This is a genomic window from Pseudomonas sp. NFPP04, from assembly GCF_900113815.1.
In the GTDB taxonomy this organism is placed as follows: domain Bacteria; phylum Pseudomonadota; class Gammaproteobacteria; order Pseudomonadales; family Pseudomonadaceae; genus Aquipseudomonas; species Aquipseudomonas extremorientalis.
Genome location: NZ_FOQS01000010.1, coordinates 48,159 through 62,016, shown reverse-complemented (window position 1 = coordinate 62,016; position 13,858 = coordinate 48,159). Strand labels below are relative to the sequence as shown.

Below are 13,858 nucleotides of genomic sequence, written 5' to 3'. Positions count from 1 at the left end.
CGCGGGCCTTGTCGTTTCTGGCAGTTACCAGTCGAGGGTGATCTGGCTGCGCAAGTTGCGCTCGACACCTGTGACCGGGTCGATAAACCGTACGCCCTGGGCCAACAGTTTGAGGGGGTTGGCGTAATCGTCCACGGCGTCCTTGATCACGTCCGGGTAGAACGGGTCGTTGCAGATACTCGCACCGAGTGCGGTCATGTGCACACGCAACTGGTGTTTCTTGCCGGTTACGGGAAACAGGCCATAGCGCCATAGATCGCCGTTTTTTTCCCGCACTTCCACCGCCGTTTCGGTGTTACTCGCGCCAGGCCCTTCCTGCATGCGAAAGAACGGCTCGCCATCGACCAGGCGGCTTTTATGCACCAGGGGGAACGTCAGGTTCGGCAGGGCCGGAGCGATGGCTTCGTAGAACTTGTCGATCTGGCGTGTGGGAAACAGTTGCTGATACGCCGAGCGGCTGGCCGGGTTGGCCGAGAACAGCACCAGCCCCGCCGTATGCCGGTCGATGCGGTGCAGGGGCACCAGCGATGGGTTATCCAACTGGCGAATCAAGCGCCGCAGCAGCGTTTGCTCGACGTATTCACCGGCGGGGGTCACGGGCAGGAAGTGCGGTTTGTCAGCGACCACCAAGTGCTCGTCGGCGTACAGGATGGTTTCCTGCACCGGGATGACTTTCTCGTTGGGCACTTCGCGGAAGTAATAGATACACAGGCCTTCCTTGTAGGCCAAGTCCAGCCTGATGGGGCTGCCGTTGATGTCCAGCACCCTGCCACGGGCGATGCGGTCAAGCCACTGTCCACGGCCGATCGCCGGGAAGTGCTCGCAGAGGCAATCGAGCACCGTCGCCCAAGGACCGGGCGGCAAATACAGGGTGCTGGCTTGGTGCTCGGAGGCGATAAAAACGGAAGTGGACATGAAATGCTCGAAGCCTGGGAAAACCGGCGGGCATTATCCCGCATCGGTCGGGCTTGAGCCTAGGGCGGATCTCAAGCCTTGGCCAGCTCCGCCCGCAGAATCGGCGAGGCACTGGCGGCCTCGGTGAATTCCTTGAGCCAGCGCAGCACGTCCACCGCTTCCCAGCGGCCTGGATCGTACAACGCGTACAACAAGCCCTGGTAACCCACCACATCCAATTGCTTGTGGTAACCGGCACGCTGGAACAGCGCCTCGATCTCGGCAAAGCAGGTATTGAAATGCACCTTGTTAAAAGGCGTCTTGCCTTCTGTGACCAGGCCATCGAGGCGCAGCTCGTTCACCGCGTCGCGCACGACATCGGCGGACATGCGATTGACGCTGCTTTTCAGTTGTTCAACATTCACCACGGGCGTTCCCTCTACTCAATCGCTGTACAAACATACAGTAACGTAATATTTGGAAACCTGCCATCGCATAAACTCAACGAAGGAAGGCCACGACCTGTTGTGAGTCAAATGGCCAATCCAGTTCCGCCCCGGTGTCCACTCTGCGAAGTACCGGAATCCGCAGGCCGTAGGCTTCGGTCAGGTCGTCGGGGTCGGCGATATCCACCAGTTCCACCAACAACCCGTGTTCGACGAGCGGCATGATTTCGGCTTCGGCGATTTCACACAGATGGCAACCCAGGGTGCCGAATAGCTGGCATTCAGGAAGCATGACGAATGGACCTGATCAGAAAGTAGGCCAACATTCTAAGCCTGACGAAAATCTGTGGCGAGAAACCAGCCCCCAAAAACCCTGACCCAGGTCACCATGGCCTATAACTGTTTCAGCGATTCTCGCGGCTTTTTGCCTGCCCCCTTGCAACGGAGATGCGTGTGTTTGCCAACCTGCTGATCATTCTGGCCTCATCCCTGGTGGTGATTGCGCTGTTTCGCCGGCTGCAACTGCCGCCGGTGCTGGGCTACCTCTGCGTCGGCCTGGCCGTAGGCCCCACCGCGCTGGACTGGGTGAATGACAGCGAAGAGCTGCCCGACCTCGCCGAACTGGGCGTGGTGTTCCTGCTCTTCTCCCTGGGCCTGGAGTTCTCCCTGACCAAGATGCTCGCCCTGCGCCGCGTGGTGTTTGGCCTGGGCAGTTTGCAGGTATTGGGCTGCGGGGCGCTGCTGGGCATCTTGTTGATGATCCTGGGTGTGGCGCCAGGCGTCGCGTTGTTACTGGGCGCAGGGCTGGCGCTGTCATCCACGGCCATCGTCAGCAAGGAGTTGACCAGCCTCGGTGAAATCTTCAGCAGCCATGGCCAGAACGCGATTGGCGTGTTGCTGTTCCAGGATGTGGTAGCGGTGCTGTTGCTGACCCTGGTGCCGGTGTTTGCCGGCACCGGTGAACAAGCCTGGTACTGGGCGCTGCCACTGACCCTGGGCAAGACCGTGGTGTTGTTTGTCGGCTTGCTGCTCGCCAGTCGCTGGTTGTTGCCGCGCTTGTTTCATGAAGTCGCCGCCTCCCATTCGGCCGAGTTGTTTGTACTGCTAGCGCTGGTGATTGTGTTGCTGACCGCCTGGCTCACCCACCTGCTGGGGCTCTCCCCTGCCCTCGGCGCGTTCCTGGCCGGCATGCTGTTGGGAGAAAGCCACTACCGCCATCAGATCGAGGCAGATATCCGTCCGTTTCGCGACATCCTGCTGGGGCTGTTTTTCGTCAGCATCGGTATGCTGATCGACCTGCAACTGTTCGTCAGCCACAGCCTGTTGATCCTCGCCCTGACCCTCACCTTGATGCTGGTCAAGGGCTGTGTGGTCGCCGCGCTGGTCAAGCTGCGCGGCAGCGACAGCGAAACCGCCTGGCGCAGCGGCCTGGCGCTGGCCCAAGGCGGCGAGTTCTGCTTTGCGTTGATGGCACAGATGCAACAGAGCCGGTTGATCCCGGATGAATTCAACGGCTTGCTGCTCGCCGCCACCTTCTGCTCGATGCTACTGACGCCGCTGCTGCTGCGTGCCGCGCCGGGCATTGCCCTGCGCCTGCACCGCAAGCCCAACCAGCAAGTACAACTGGAAGCCATCACCGCGCTCAACGCCGAGCTGCACGGTCACGCGGTGATCTGCGGCTATGGTCGCGTCGGCCAATCCATCGGGCGCTTTCTGCGCCAGGAACAACAGGCATTCATCGCTCTGGATGACGACCCGGAACGGGTACAGGAAGCCGCCACCGAAGACAGCAGCGTGCACTACGGTGATTGCCGGCGTGGCGCCTTGCTCAGTGCGGTCGGCCTGGAACGCGCGCGGTTGGTGGTGATTGCGGTGGACAACACCGATGTCGCGCTGGTGGTGTTGAAGGAAGCACGCCGGATCAACACCGAAGTGCCGATCCTGGTGCGCACCCGCGATGACAGCCAACTGGCTGAACTGAAGGCCGCAGGCGCCAGCGAAGTGGTGCCCGAACTGTTGGAGTCAAGCCTGATGCTCGCCTCCCACGCCCTGATCCTGCTGGGCCTGCCGGACCAACAGGTGCAGGCGCGGGTTGACGATGTGCGACACAACCGCTACCGCCTGCTGCACGGTTTTTATCGCCAGGCAGACGAGCCGATCAATCCTGACTGACCGCGCCGATCTTGTGGATCGACAGGTCCGCGCCGTAATACTCCTCTTCCTGGCTCAGGCGCAGCCCGTGCACGCGCTTGATCACGCCGTACACCAGCAGGCCACCGACCAGCGCGACCAGCACACCAAGGGCAGTGCCGATCAACTGGCTGACCAGGCTGACACCGCCCAGGCCACCCAATGCCGTCTGGCCGAAGATGCCGCAGGCAATGCCACCCCACACGCCGCACAGGCCATGCAGCGGCCACACGCCCAGCACGTCGTCGATCTTCCAGCGATCCTGGGCGGCGATAAAGAACCACACGAACAAACCACCGGCGACTGCGCCAGTGACCAGTGCGCCCACCGGATGCATCAGGTCGGAACCCGCACAGATGGCCACCAGCCCGGCCAGCGGACCGTTATGCAGGAAACCCGGATCGTTGCGGCCGATGATCAAAGCCGCGACGGTGCCGCCAACCATGGCCATCAGCGAGTTGACCGCCACCAGGCCACTGACGCCATTCAACGTTTGCGCACTCATCACGTTGAAACCAAACCAGCCGACAATCAGGATCCACGACCCCAATGCCAGGAACGGAATGCTCGACGGCGCGAACGCCACCAGGCGCCCTTCGCGGTAGCGCCCGTTGCGCGGGCCAAGCAGCAACACCGCCGCCAGCGCCAGCCAGCCGCCCATGGCGTGGACCACCACGGAGCCGGCGAAATCATGGAAGCTGGCGCCGAAGGTCGCGAGCAACCAGGCCTGCAGACCGAAATTGCCGTTCCACACCACGCCTTCGAAAAACGGGTAGATAAACGCCACGATCAACGCGGTTGCGCAGAGTTGCGGCGCAAACCGTGCACGCTCGGCAATCCCCCCGGAAATGATCGCCGGGATCGCTGCCGCGAAAGTCAGCAAGAAGAAGAACTTCACCAGGCCGTAGCCATGGTCGGCGCTGATCACCGCCGCCGGTTGCATGAAGCTCACCCCGTAGGAGATCCAATAGCCTATAAAGAAATAGGCCAGGGTGGAGATGGCGAAGTCGCTGAGGATCTTCGACAGGGCGTTGACCTGGTTCTTCTGGCGCACCGTGCCGACTTCGAGGAAGGCGAAGCCAGCGTGCATGGCCAGGACCATGACCGCACCGATCAGGATAAACAGGGTGTTGGAGCTGTGGACAAGCGTGTCCACTGCACTTTGCACATTTTCCATGGAAGTTGGCAGGCCTGCAGTAAGGCAAAAAGCACCAAAGCGGTTCAAGCCCGGGTTGCGCGCACTAAATTGGCACCGCCGGTCCCGCCCCTCTGCAGAGGGCATGAACCGATTTAGCGCAGCGATCAACACAACAGGCCGTTGCCGACAGGGTTTTTCCGCGAGTTTCAGTTATTTAGGGTAAGGTTTTTCAAGGCTTCCTGCCCGACCGCCCGGATTCGGCGCAGGCCCCGGGGCCTGCGCACCAAGGCAAAGCAAAAGCTGTACCACACAATTGCACTGAACCTTCACCGACGCCGGTGACTCGAAACCACTAAGTACAAAACAGCCCATCACGGAGATAACCATGGCCAGAAGAACTGCAAAGACTGCTCAAGAAATATTGATGGCGGATTTTCAAACCCTGGTGACTGATACCGAAAGGTTGCTGGACGACACCAAAGTGCTCGCCGGTGACCAGGCTGATGAGCTACGGGCCAAGATCCACGATACCCTGCTCCAGGCCCGCGAAACCCTCAAGCAGACTGAAGACTCGCTGCGTGAACGCGGCCAGGCGGCGGTCACTGCGACTGAAGATTACGTGCAAGCCAACCCTTGGCAGTCGGTGGGCATTGCCGCCGGCGTGGGCTTTCTGATCGGCCTGCTGGCCACAAGGCGCTAATCATGTCTATCGGCGAAACCGGCTCGTCCACGGGGACGACTTCAAGGCGCCTGGGCGCAGCCGTGCTGGGCTTGCTGCACAGCCACGTCGAGTTGTTCGGCATCGAATTGCAGGAACAGAAAGCTCGCACCGTCAGCCTGCTGCTGTTTGCCGGCCTGGCGCTGGTGTTTGCACTGCTGTTGCTGGTGGGGTTGTCGACACTGGTGATGATCCTGGTCTGGGACACCGGCTACCGCCTGACCGGAATCATCTGCCTCTGCGTGTTCTACAGCCTGGCCGCAGCCTTTTGCGGGGTACGCTTGAAAGCGGCGGTGTTCGATGAATCCACGCCATTCCACGCCACCCTCGAAGAGCTGGCCAATGACCGGGAGCGTCTGCTGCCATGAGCCTGACTGAAATGCCAAAAAACACGTCACGGCGGGAAATGCGCAAAGCGTTGATCAGGCTGCGCATGGAAATGCACCGTCAGGAAATCCGCCACGAGTCCCAGCAACTGATGCTGCCGTTGAACAAGGTGCGCAACCTGGGCAGTAACTGGCAGGACAGCCTTGGCATCAAGCACGCGCCGCTGTGGGGCGTGGCTGCGGTGACGCTGATGGGCTTTTTCACCGGCAAAGGCGCCAAGGGCGGCGGTATCAGCAGCCTGACACGCCTGGTGCGTCTCGGTGCCGGGTTGATCCCGCTGATCAAATTGGCCATGCAGGGCACTTCGCGCAAAAGTTGAGCCTGGCTGGCTGCATTCTTGCTAACAGAATCGGCCCGGCCCTCGTTTTCGAGGGCCGGGCCTTTTTTCAGCCACCTCGCTTAAGGAGGCCCCGTGATCGACGGGCAACCGCTCGCCTGCTTCCAGCCGTTTATCGATACCGCCACCGGCCGCATCGCCGGTGTCGAGGCCCTCGGCCGCCTGCGCCAGGCCGACGGGCGCCTGCAATCGGTGGGGCCGCTGTTCGCCGACCCGCGCACCCCAGGCGTGACCTTGCGCCGTCTCGACCGGCAGATTCGCGACAATGCCCTGAGCCGCTTGCATGAAGCACCCGCCGACTGGTTCCTGAGCCTGAACATCTCGCCGCGCTGGATCAACCGCCTGCGTCCGGGCCAAGCCCTGCCGAGCCTGAAACAGATTCACAGCCATGGCGTCGACCCGCGACGGATCGTGTTCGAGATCACCGAACTGGGTGGCGACATCCAGCGCCTGGCTGACGTGGTCGCGCGTTACCGCGAGGCCGGTGCGCGTATCGCCATCGATGACTTCGGCGCCGGCTATTCTCAGCTCGACCGGGTGCTGGCATTGCAACCAGACATTCTCAAGCTGGACATGCGCCTGTTCCAGGAAGCCGCCCGCGGCGGGCCGAGCAGCGAAGTGGTGCGGGCGCTGGCGCAGATGGCCGAGAAAACCGGCTGCTGGATCATTGCCGAAGGCGTGGAAACCGAAGCACAGTTGAGCTTCGCCCTGGAGTGCGGCTCGCGTTATGTGCAGGGCTATCTGTTTGCCCAGGCACAGTTGGACTGGTTTGCCGCCGACGCCTTCGTGCCGCGTTTTGCAGAGTTGCGCACCGCCTACGTTCAGCAAAAACTGGCGGAACGCGGGCGCATCATGCAATTGCGCCAGCAATTGGCCGAGCTGATGAAAATCCTGCAAACCTGGGCCCAGGCACAGGCGCCGCTGAGCCAATTACCCCAACTGCCGGCGTTCCCCTGGTTGCTGCGCTTCTACCAATGCGACCGACACGGCACTCAGCTGACGCCCAATTTCGAATGGCGCCAGGACGCCTGGCAGGCCGACAGCCTTTATCTGGGCCATAACTGGTCGTGGCGCCCGTATTTCTATCACCTGTTGGCCGAAGGGTGGGACGAGCGTCGTCTGACCCTCTCCTCGACCTACCGCGACGCGACCACCAACCAGTATTGCCTCACCGCCGGACAGTTCTTTGATAACGGTCAGCGTTTGCTGTTAATCGATATCGACGCGGCCGGGCTGTAGATTTTCGCTTGCCCAGCCCGCGCTGAACCGGGAAGCTGGGAGGGTCATTCACCGCACGGAGAGTACCCGCCTTGGATTGGCCCACCCTGCTGACTCGCGAACGTCTAGGCAAACCGCTGCACAGCCCGGAAGAACTGGGCCGTAGCCCGTTCCACAAAGACCATGACCGTATTATCTTCTCTGGCGCATTTCGCCGCCTGGGCCGCAAGACCCAAGTGCACCCGGTCTCCAGCAACGACCACATTCACACCCGCCTGACCCATTCCCTGGAGGTGAGCTGCGTAGGTCGCTCCCTCGGCATGCGCGTCGGCGAAACGTTGCGCAGCGCCCTGCCCGACTGGTGCGACCCGAGCGACCTGGGCATGGTGGTGCAATCGGCCTGCCTGGCCCATGACATCGGCAACCCCCCGTTCGGGCACTCCGGCGAAGACGCCATCCGCCATTGGTTCCAGCAGGCCGCAGGCCGCGGTTGGCTGGATGACATGAGCAGCGCCGAGCGTAATGACTTCCTCAATTTCGAAGGCAACGCCCAAGGCTTCCGCGTGCTCACCCAGCTTGAATATCACCAGTTCGACGGTGGCACGCGGTTGACCTACGCCACCCTGGGCACTTACCTGAAATACCCTTGGACCGCCCGCCACGCCGACTCCCTGGGCTACAAGAAACACAAGTTCGGTTGTTACCAGAGCGAACTGCCGATCCTCGAGCAGATCGCCCACAAGCTCGGCCTGCCGCAACTCGAAGAACAGCGCTGGGCCCGGCATCCGCTGGTGTATCTGATGGAGGCAGCAGATGACATCTGCTACGCCCTGATCGACCTGGAAGACGGCCTGGAAATGGAGTTGCTGGAGTACACCGAGGTCGAGTCGCTGCTGCTGGACCTGGTAGGCGATGACCTGCCGCAGACCTATCGCCAACTCGGCGCGCAGGACTCCCGGCGGCGCAAGCTGGCGATCCTGCGGGGCAAGGCTATCGAACACCTGACCAACGCGGCCGCGCGGGCCTTTGTCGAACAACAGGATGCCTTGCTCGCCGGTACCCTGCCCGGCGACCTGGTGGAGCACATGCACGGCCCGGCCAAGCGTTGCGTGCTGGACGCCAAGGACATGGCGCGCAAGAAGATCTTCCAGGACAAGCGCAAGACATTGCATGAAATCGGCGCCTACACCACCTTGGAAATTCTGCTGAACGCCTTTTGCGGTGCAGCCCTGGAGCAGCATGGCGGGCGTACGCCGTCGTTCAAGAATCGGCGCATTCTCGACCTGCTGGGTAACAACGCGCCAAATCCCCAATGGCCTTTGCACGCCTCGTTCCTGCGCATGATCGACTTCATCGCCGGCATGACCGACAGCTATGCCACCGAAATGGCCCGTGAAATGACCGGGCGCTCCAGCCCCCAATGACGAGTACGATCAAGCCGCCTGTTATCCGAGAGGAATCGACCTACGAAGGGAACAGAGCGGCCTGATCGAATTCGCACAGGCACCTGCTGAATAATCACGCACGCTCCGGGCGACCCAGGCGAACAGTTCCTACGCGCCCTCCATCGACGCTTGACTCACCGTGTGCCCCCAATGCCCAGTTATCCGCTTCGTATCCTGCTGGTGGAGGATCATCCCTTTCAACTCCTCGCCACCCAGTGCCTGCTCAGAAGCTTCGGCTTCGCACGAGTAACCCCGGCCGAGAACGCCGAACAGGCTATCTGTTTGATGTCGCGGGCCGAGATACCCTTCGACATCATCCTGTGCGATCAATGCCTGCCCGACCTGCCGGGACTCGAGCTGATTGAAATCGCCAGTCGCCGACGCTTTACCACAACTGCCATCCTCCTGAGCGGACTGCCCGCGACAGAACTTTCCGCCCTGATCGCCCAAGCGGTGGACCGTGGCCTGCCATTGCTCGGCTATTTGTCAAAGCCGCTGAACAAAGATGAGCTGGCACGTTTGATCTGCCCATTACTCAGATCGCACATGTAGGATTTTAAACGTCAGGGCCCGAAGAAAAAGCTCTGTACCGAGCCAGCTAATTCTATAGCGGCACCATTTAATTCATTCACCTCACAAGCGCTGGCATATCACTTCGCACAGCCTGAGCAACGTGTAGGTATTTACCTTTTTTAATGTAGGAACTTTCCTGTTTTATATCTACTCCCCCCTGAGCTCATGCTCCTGCCTCCCCTTCTGAGCTAATGTGCCCGCTTTATTTGCACTTGCACGGAATGTGATCATGAACTCAGTTTTTATTATCGATGACCACCCGGTTATACGGCTTGCCATCCGAATGTTGTTGGAACACGAAGGTTACAAAGTGGTGGGAGAAACAGACAACGGATGCGATGCCATACAAATGGTCCGCGAATGCTTGCCTGACCTCATCATCCTCGATATCAGCATCCCCAAGCTCGACGGGCTCGAGGTGCTCTGCCGGTTCAATGCCATGAACACGCAGATGAAAACCCTGATCCTGACGGCCCAGTCCCCCACCTTGTTCGCCACACGCTGCATGCGCTCGGGCGCCGACGGCTACGTGTGCAAGGAAGGCGACCTGAGCGAATTGCTGAGTGCCATCCGCGCGGTGTTGTCCGGCTACAACTACTTCCCCAGCCAGGCGCTGAACAGCAGCGGTGCAGACGGCGTCGAGTCCCAGGAACTTGAACTGTTCAAGAACGTCAACGACCGCGAACTTATGGTTTTGCAACTTTTTGCACAAGGCCGCACCAACAAGGAAATTGCAAAAGGTATGTTTCTGAGCAACAAAACAGTAAGCACTTACAAAAAGAGGCTGATGCAAAAACTTCAAGCCAAATCCTTGGTAGAACTTATCGAGATGGCAAAACGAAACGCGCTAGTGTGAGAAAGCGGATGCCCAGGCGTATAAAGGACTATCTGATTATATTGAGTGCCGGTTTGTGCTTCAGCGCCGCCGTGCTCGCGAACCATCAAACGGGCCCGGAACATTTCACCTTGTTGAGCCGTGCAGGCTCCGTTCAACTGGAAACAAACCTTAACAAGACCCAGCGCCAATGGCTGCAAAACAAGCGCGAACTGGTGTTGGGCACTGCGGCCCCTGACTATCCTCCATTCGACCTCACGTCCAGCGGTCGCGACTACGAAGGACTTACCGCTGATTACGCCGGCCTGTTGGCCAAGGCGCTGGCCTTGCCAGTGAAGGTACTGCGCTACCCTTCCCGTGAAGCGGCCATCCGTGCGCTTGAAATCGGGGATATCGATTTACTGGGCTCTTCCAACGGCTTCGAGGCGGCGAACCCGAATCTCACGCTGTCCGAACCCTATGCCGTCGACCAACCGGTGCTGGTCACCCGCGAAGGTGAAACCCGCAGCCTGAACGATGGCCTGGCCGGCATGCGCCTGGCCCTGGTCTACCACTACCTGCCCTTGGCGGAAGTGGAAAAGCTGTACCCCAAGGCAATCATCCGTGCCTACCCCTCTTATCAAAATGCCCTGAATGCGGTGGCGTTCGACCAGGCAGACGTCTTCCTTGGCGATACCATTTCCACCCATTACATGATCAACAAGGGCTACCTGAAGAACATCCGCATGGCCAACTTCGGTAAACACGAAGCCTACGGGTTCAGCTTCGCCATGTCCCAACATCAACGCACCCTCTTGAGTATTGTCGACGCGGTTCTGACCACCGTGCCCATGAACGAACGGGAAATGATCGCCAAGCGCTGGAGTGCCGGCAGCGACATCTTGCTGTCCGACCAGAAGCTGCAACTGACCCAACGTGAAGAGCGCTGGTTGAAAGACCATCCGGTAGTCAAGGTGGTCGTGAATGAAACCTTCGCACCACTGACCTTTTTCGATGCCGATGGCAACTTCCGCGGCATCACCGCCGACCTGCTGGAATTGGTCCGCCTGCGCACCGGGCTGCGCTTCGAGATCCAGCGCGAACGCGACGTCAACGCAATGATCGAGCAGGTGGACACCGGCAAGGCCGACATCATCGGTGCCATCGTGCCCAGCGCCGAGCGGGAGGCGCAACTGAACTTCAGCCGCCCCTACCTGGAAAACTCCTATGTCCTGCTGACACGCAAAGAACCCAATGCACCCTCGAACCTGGAGCAGATGGCCGGCAAACGCCTGGCAATCACGCCAGGCAATCCTCTGGAGGCTATTCTTCGTCGCGATTTTCCCCAGGTCCAACTGGTCAAAGCCAGCGACACCTTCAAGGCTTCGGAACTGTTGGCCCAGGGACACGTGGAAGGCGCGGTGAACTCTCTGGTAGTCGCCAACTACTTCCTGTCGTCCCAGGTGTTCCAGGACAAGCTGCAGATGAGCACGAGCATCGGCACCTTCCCGGCCACGTTTGCCCTGGCCACATCCCGTAGCGCCACCGAACTCAGCTCGATTCTCGACAAGGCCTTGTTGAGCATCGCTCCGGATGAACTGGGGGTGATCAACAGCCGCTGGCGGGGCTACACCGCCGCCTCCGACAGTTATTGGCGCAACTACCACCAACTGATAGCCCGTATCATCATCGGCACCGGGCTGCTACTGCTGATCTCCCTGGCCTGGAACGCCTACATGCGCCGTCAGATCAAGCACCGCAAGATGGCCGAGCGTGCCCTCAACGATCAGTTCGAATTCATGCGCGCGCTGGTCAATGAAACCCCGCACCCCATCTATGTGCGCGATCGTAAAGGCCTGCTGCAGACATGCAATGACAGCTACCTGCAAGTGTTCGAAGTCAAACGGGAGGACGTGATCGGCAAAAGTGCCCTGCAGATGAGCGAAGCCCTCGAGACGGACGCGGAGCAGTACCATGCCGACTACCAGCGGGTAATGGCCGAAGGTAACCCGCTGATCCTGGACCGCACCCTGCATATTCGCGGGAAGAAACTGACGATCTATCATTGGATTCTGCCCTACCGCGACTCTACCGGGGAGGTGCAGGGAATCATCGGTGGCTGGATTGACATCAGCGAGCGCCGCCAATTGTTCGATGAGATCCGCGCGGCCAAAGAGCGCGCCGACGAAGCCAATCGGGCCAAGAGCACGTTCCTCGCTACCATGAGCCATGAAATACGCACGCCGATGAACGCGGTGATCGGCATGCTGGAGCTGACCCTCAAACGCGCCGACCATGGCCACCTGGATCGCCCGGCCATCGAAGTTGCCTACAACTCGGCCAAGGATCTGCTGGAGCTGATCGGCGATATCCTGGACATCGCACGTATCGAATCCGGCCGCCTGAGCCTGGCGCCGGAACGGGTCAACCTGCGCGAGGTGATCGAGTCGGTGGTGCGTGTCTTCGACGGCCTGGCGCGCCAGAAAACCCTCAGCCTGTCCCTAGAGTTCAAGCCCGACCAGGACGACACCGAAGTCCTGATCGACCCGCTGCGCTTCAAGCAGGTGCTGTCGAACCTGATCAGCAATGCCATCAAGTTCACCGAACGTGGCCAGGTAAAAATCCGCGTCGAAGTATTGCGCACCGAACTGGCGCAACAGGTCGAGATGAAGCTGGTGGTGGAGGATACCGGGATAGGTATCAGCCGCGACGATCAGAAACGCCTGTTCGAACCCTTTGCCCAGGCCGACAATTCCGGGCAGCTCGCCAGGAGCGGCGCGGGCCTGGGGCTAGTGATCTGCCGCAGCCTGTGCGCAATGATGGGGGGAGAACTGAGCCTGAGCAGCGTGCCCATGGTGGGCACCCAGGTGCATGTCAACCTGCGAATGCCGCGACTGCTGCCGGAACAGGCAGCCGATGAACAGAAACCCGAGAAGCCCGCAACCACGCCGGTACTCAATGTGCTGGTGGTGGACGACCATCCCGCCAACCGCTTGCTGATGTGCCAGCAACTGGGCTACCTGGGCCACCAGTTCACGGCAGCCCAGAATGGCGCAGCCGGTTTCCAGGCCTGGCGCCAGGAACGCTTCGACCTGGTCATCGCCGACTGCAACATGCCTATCATGAATGGCTACGAGTTGAGTCGTTCGATCCGCGAATACGAACAGCGCGAGCAACTGCCACCGTGCGTGGTGCTTGGGTTTACCGCCAATGCACAGCCTGAAGAGAAACAACGCTGTGCTCAGGCCGGTATGAACGATTGCCTGTTCAAACCCATCAGCCTCACGACTCTGGAGCGACAACTGGCGCAGATCGCCCCTCAAACAGTGGAGTTGCACCTGGACCTTGGCAACTTCGAGGCCTTGACCGGCGGCGACCCACAGCTGAATAGGCGACTGCTGGAGGAGCTGTTGAGCAGCAGCCGGAACGATCGCCAGGCACTGACCGCACTGATAACCGCACACGCCCCGCTTCAGGAGATCATTGAGCAGGCCCACAAGATCAAGGGTGCCGCCCGTATTGTTCAGGCGGCCTCATTGGCCGGGCAGTGTGAAGCCCTCGAACAGGCGTGTGCCCGTGGCGATGACTGGACGTTAATCGAGGCGGGTGCGAAAACCCTGGAAAAGTTCATGTTGGAACTGGAAAGGTTGCTGCAAGTGCAGCTCCACAGCCTAGAGGGTCAGTAAGGGGCATTGCTG

Annotated in this window: 13 protein-coding genes; 9 read left to right on the top strand and 4 right to left on the bottom strand. The window is 60.3% G+C overall.

Annotated features, from left to right (window positions below; translation table 11 throughout):
* Positions 1-24: 24 nt before the first annotated feature.
* The 3 genes from BM017_RS20455 to BM017_RS20445 all read right to left on the bottom strand — a co-directional run bounded on the left by BM017_RS20455 (position 25) and on the right by BM017_RS20445 (position 1,632).
* Entirely contained in the window at positions 25-915 is an 891-nt protein-coding gene (locus BM017_RS20455; protein ID WP_092247741.1) for a pseudouridine synthase, read from the bottom strand.
* Between the two features lie 71 nt (positions 916-986).
* The gene (locus BM017_RS20450; protein ID WP_010565034.1) at positions 987-1,322 is read right to left on the bottom strand and encodes a hypothetical protein; all 336 of its coding nucleotides are present in this window, start codon (positions 1,320-1,322) and stop codon (positions 987-989) included.
* Between the two features lie 73 nt (positions 1,323-1,395).
* Complete coding sequence (locus BM017_RS20445) at positions 1,396-1,632, bottom strand: glutaredoxin family protein (protein WP_058427940.1); 237 nt, start codon at positions 1,630-1,632, stop codon at positions 1,396-1,398.
* 155 nt (positions 1,633-1,787) lie between these two features.
* On the opposite strand from BM017_RS20445, the gene BM017_RS20440 reads away from it, so the two are divergent.
* Positions 1,788-3,512: a cation:proton antiporter gene (locus BM017_RS20440; protein WP_083351560.1), complete on the top strand. Its 1,725-nt coding sequence runs from the start codon at positions 1,788-1,790 to the stop codon at positions 3,510-3,512.
* Here BM017_RS20440 and BM017_RS20435 read toward each other — a convergent pair.
* Entirely contained in the window at positions 3,499-4,707 is a 1,209-nt protein-coding gene (locus BM017_RS20435) for an ammonium transporter (RefSeq protein WP_071488501.1), read from the bottom strand. The genes BM017_RS20440 and BM017_RS20435 overlap by 14 nt on opposite strands.
* 346 nt (positions 4,708-5,053) lie before the next feature.
* Here BM017_RS20435 and BM017_RS20425 point away from each other — a divergent pair, with 346 nt between their 5' ends.
* The 8 genes from BM017_RS20425 to BM017_RS20390 all read left to right on the top strand — a co-directional run bounded on the left by BM017_RS20425 (position 5,054) and on the right by BM017_RS20390 (position 13,846).
* Positions 5,054-5,368 (top strand): ElaB/YgaM/YqjD family protein, encoded by a 315-nt coding sequence (locus tag BM017_RS20425; RefSeq protein ID WP_012723021.1) that lies wholly within the window; start codon positions 5,054-5,056, stop codon positions 5,366-5,368.
* Between the two features lie 2 nt (positions 5,369-5,370).
* Positions 5,371-5,754, top strand: coding sequence for a phage holin family protein (locus BM017_RS20420; RefSeq protein WP_012723020.1), 384 nt, complete (start codon positions 5,371-5,373; stop codon positions 5,752-5,754).
* Positions 5,751-6,092: a hypothetical protein gene (locus BM017_RS20415; protein ID WP_092247738.1), complete on the top strand. Its 342-nt coding sequence runs from the start codon at positions 5,751-5,753 to the stop codon at positions 6,090-6,092. Before BM017_RS20420 ends, BM017_RS20415 begins: the two co-directional genes overlap by 4 nt.
* 93 nt (positions 6,093-6,185) lie before the next feature.
* Positions 6,186-7,349, top strand: coding sequence for an EAL domain-containing protein (locus BM017_RS20410; RefSeq protein ID WP_071488502.1), 1,164 nt, complete (start codon positions 6,186-6,188; stop codon positions 7,347-7,349).
* A gap of 71 nt (positions 7,350-7,420) precedes the next feature.
* Positions 7,421-8,752, top strand: coding sequence for a deoxyguanosinetriphosphate triphosphohydrolase (locus BM017_RS20405; protein ID WP_058427944.1), 1,332 nt, complete (start codon positions 7,421-7,423; stop codon positions 8,750-8,752).
* A gap of 171 nt (positions 8,753-8,923) precedes the next feature.
* Entirely contained in the window at positions 8,924-9,325 is a 402-nt protein-coding gene (locus tag BM017_RS20400) for a response regulator (RefSeq protein WP_092247735.1), read from the top strand.
* A 250-nt stretch (positions 9,326-9,575) separates the two neighbouring features.
* Positions 9,576-10,202, top strand: coding sequence for a response regulator transcription factor (locus BM017_RS20395; RefSeq protein WP_092247732.1), 627 nt, complete (start codon positions 9,576-9,578; stop codon positions 10,200-10,202).
* Positions 10,203-10,210: 8 nt separating this feature from the next.
* Positions 10,211-13,846 carry a transporter substrate-binding domain-containing protein gene (locus BM017_RS20390; protein WP_092247729.1) on the top strand — a complete coding sequence of 1,212 codons (3,636 nt, stop codon included), beginning with the start codon at positions 10,211-10,213 and terminating at the stop codon, positions 13,844-13,846.
* Positions 13,847-13,858 lie beyond the last annotated feature (12 nt).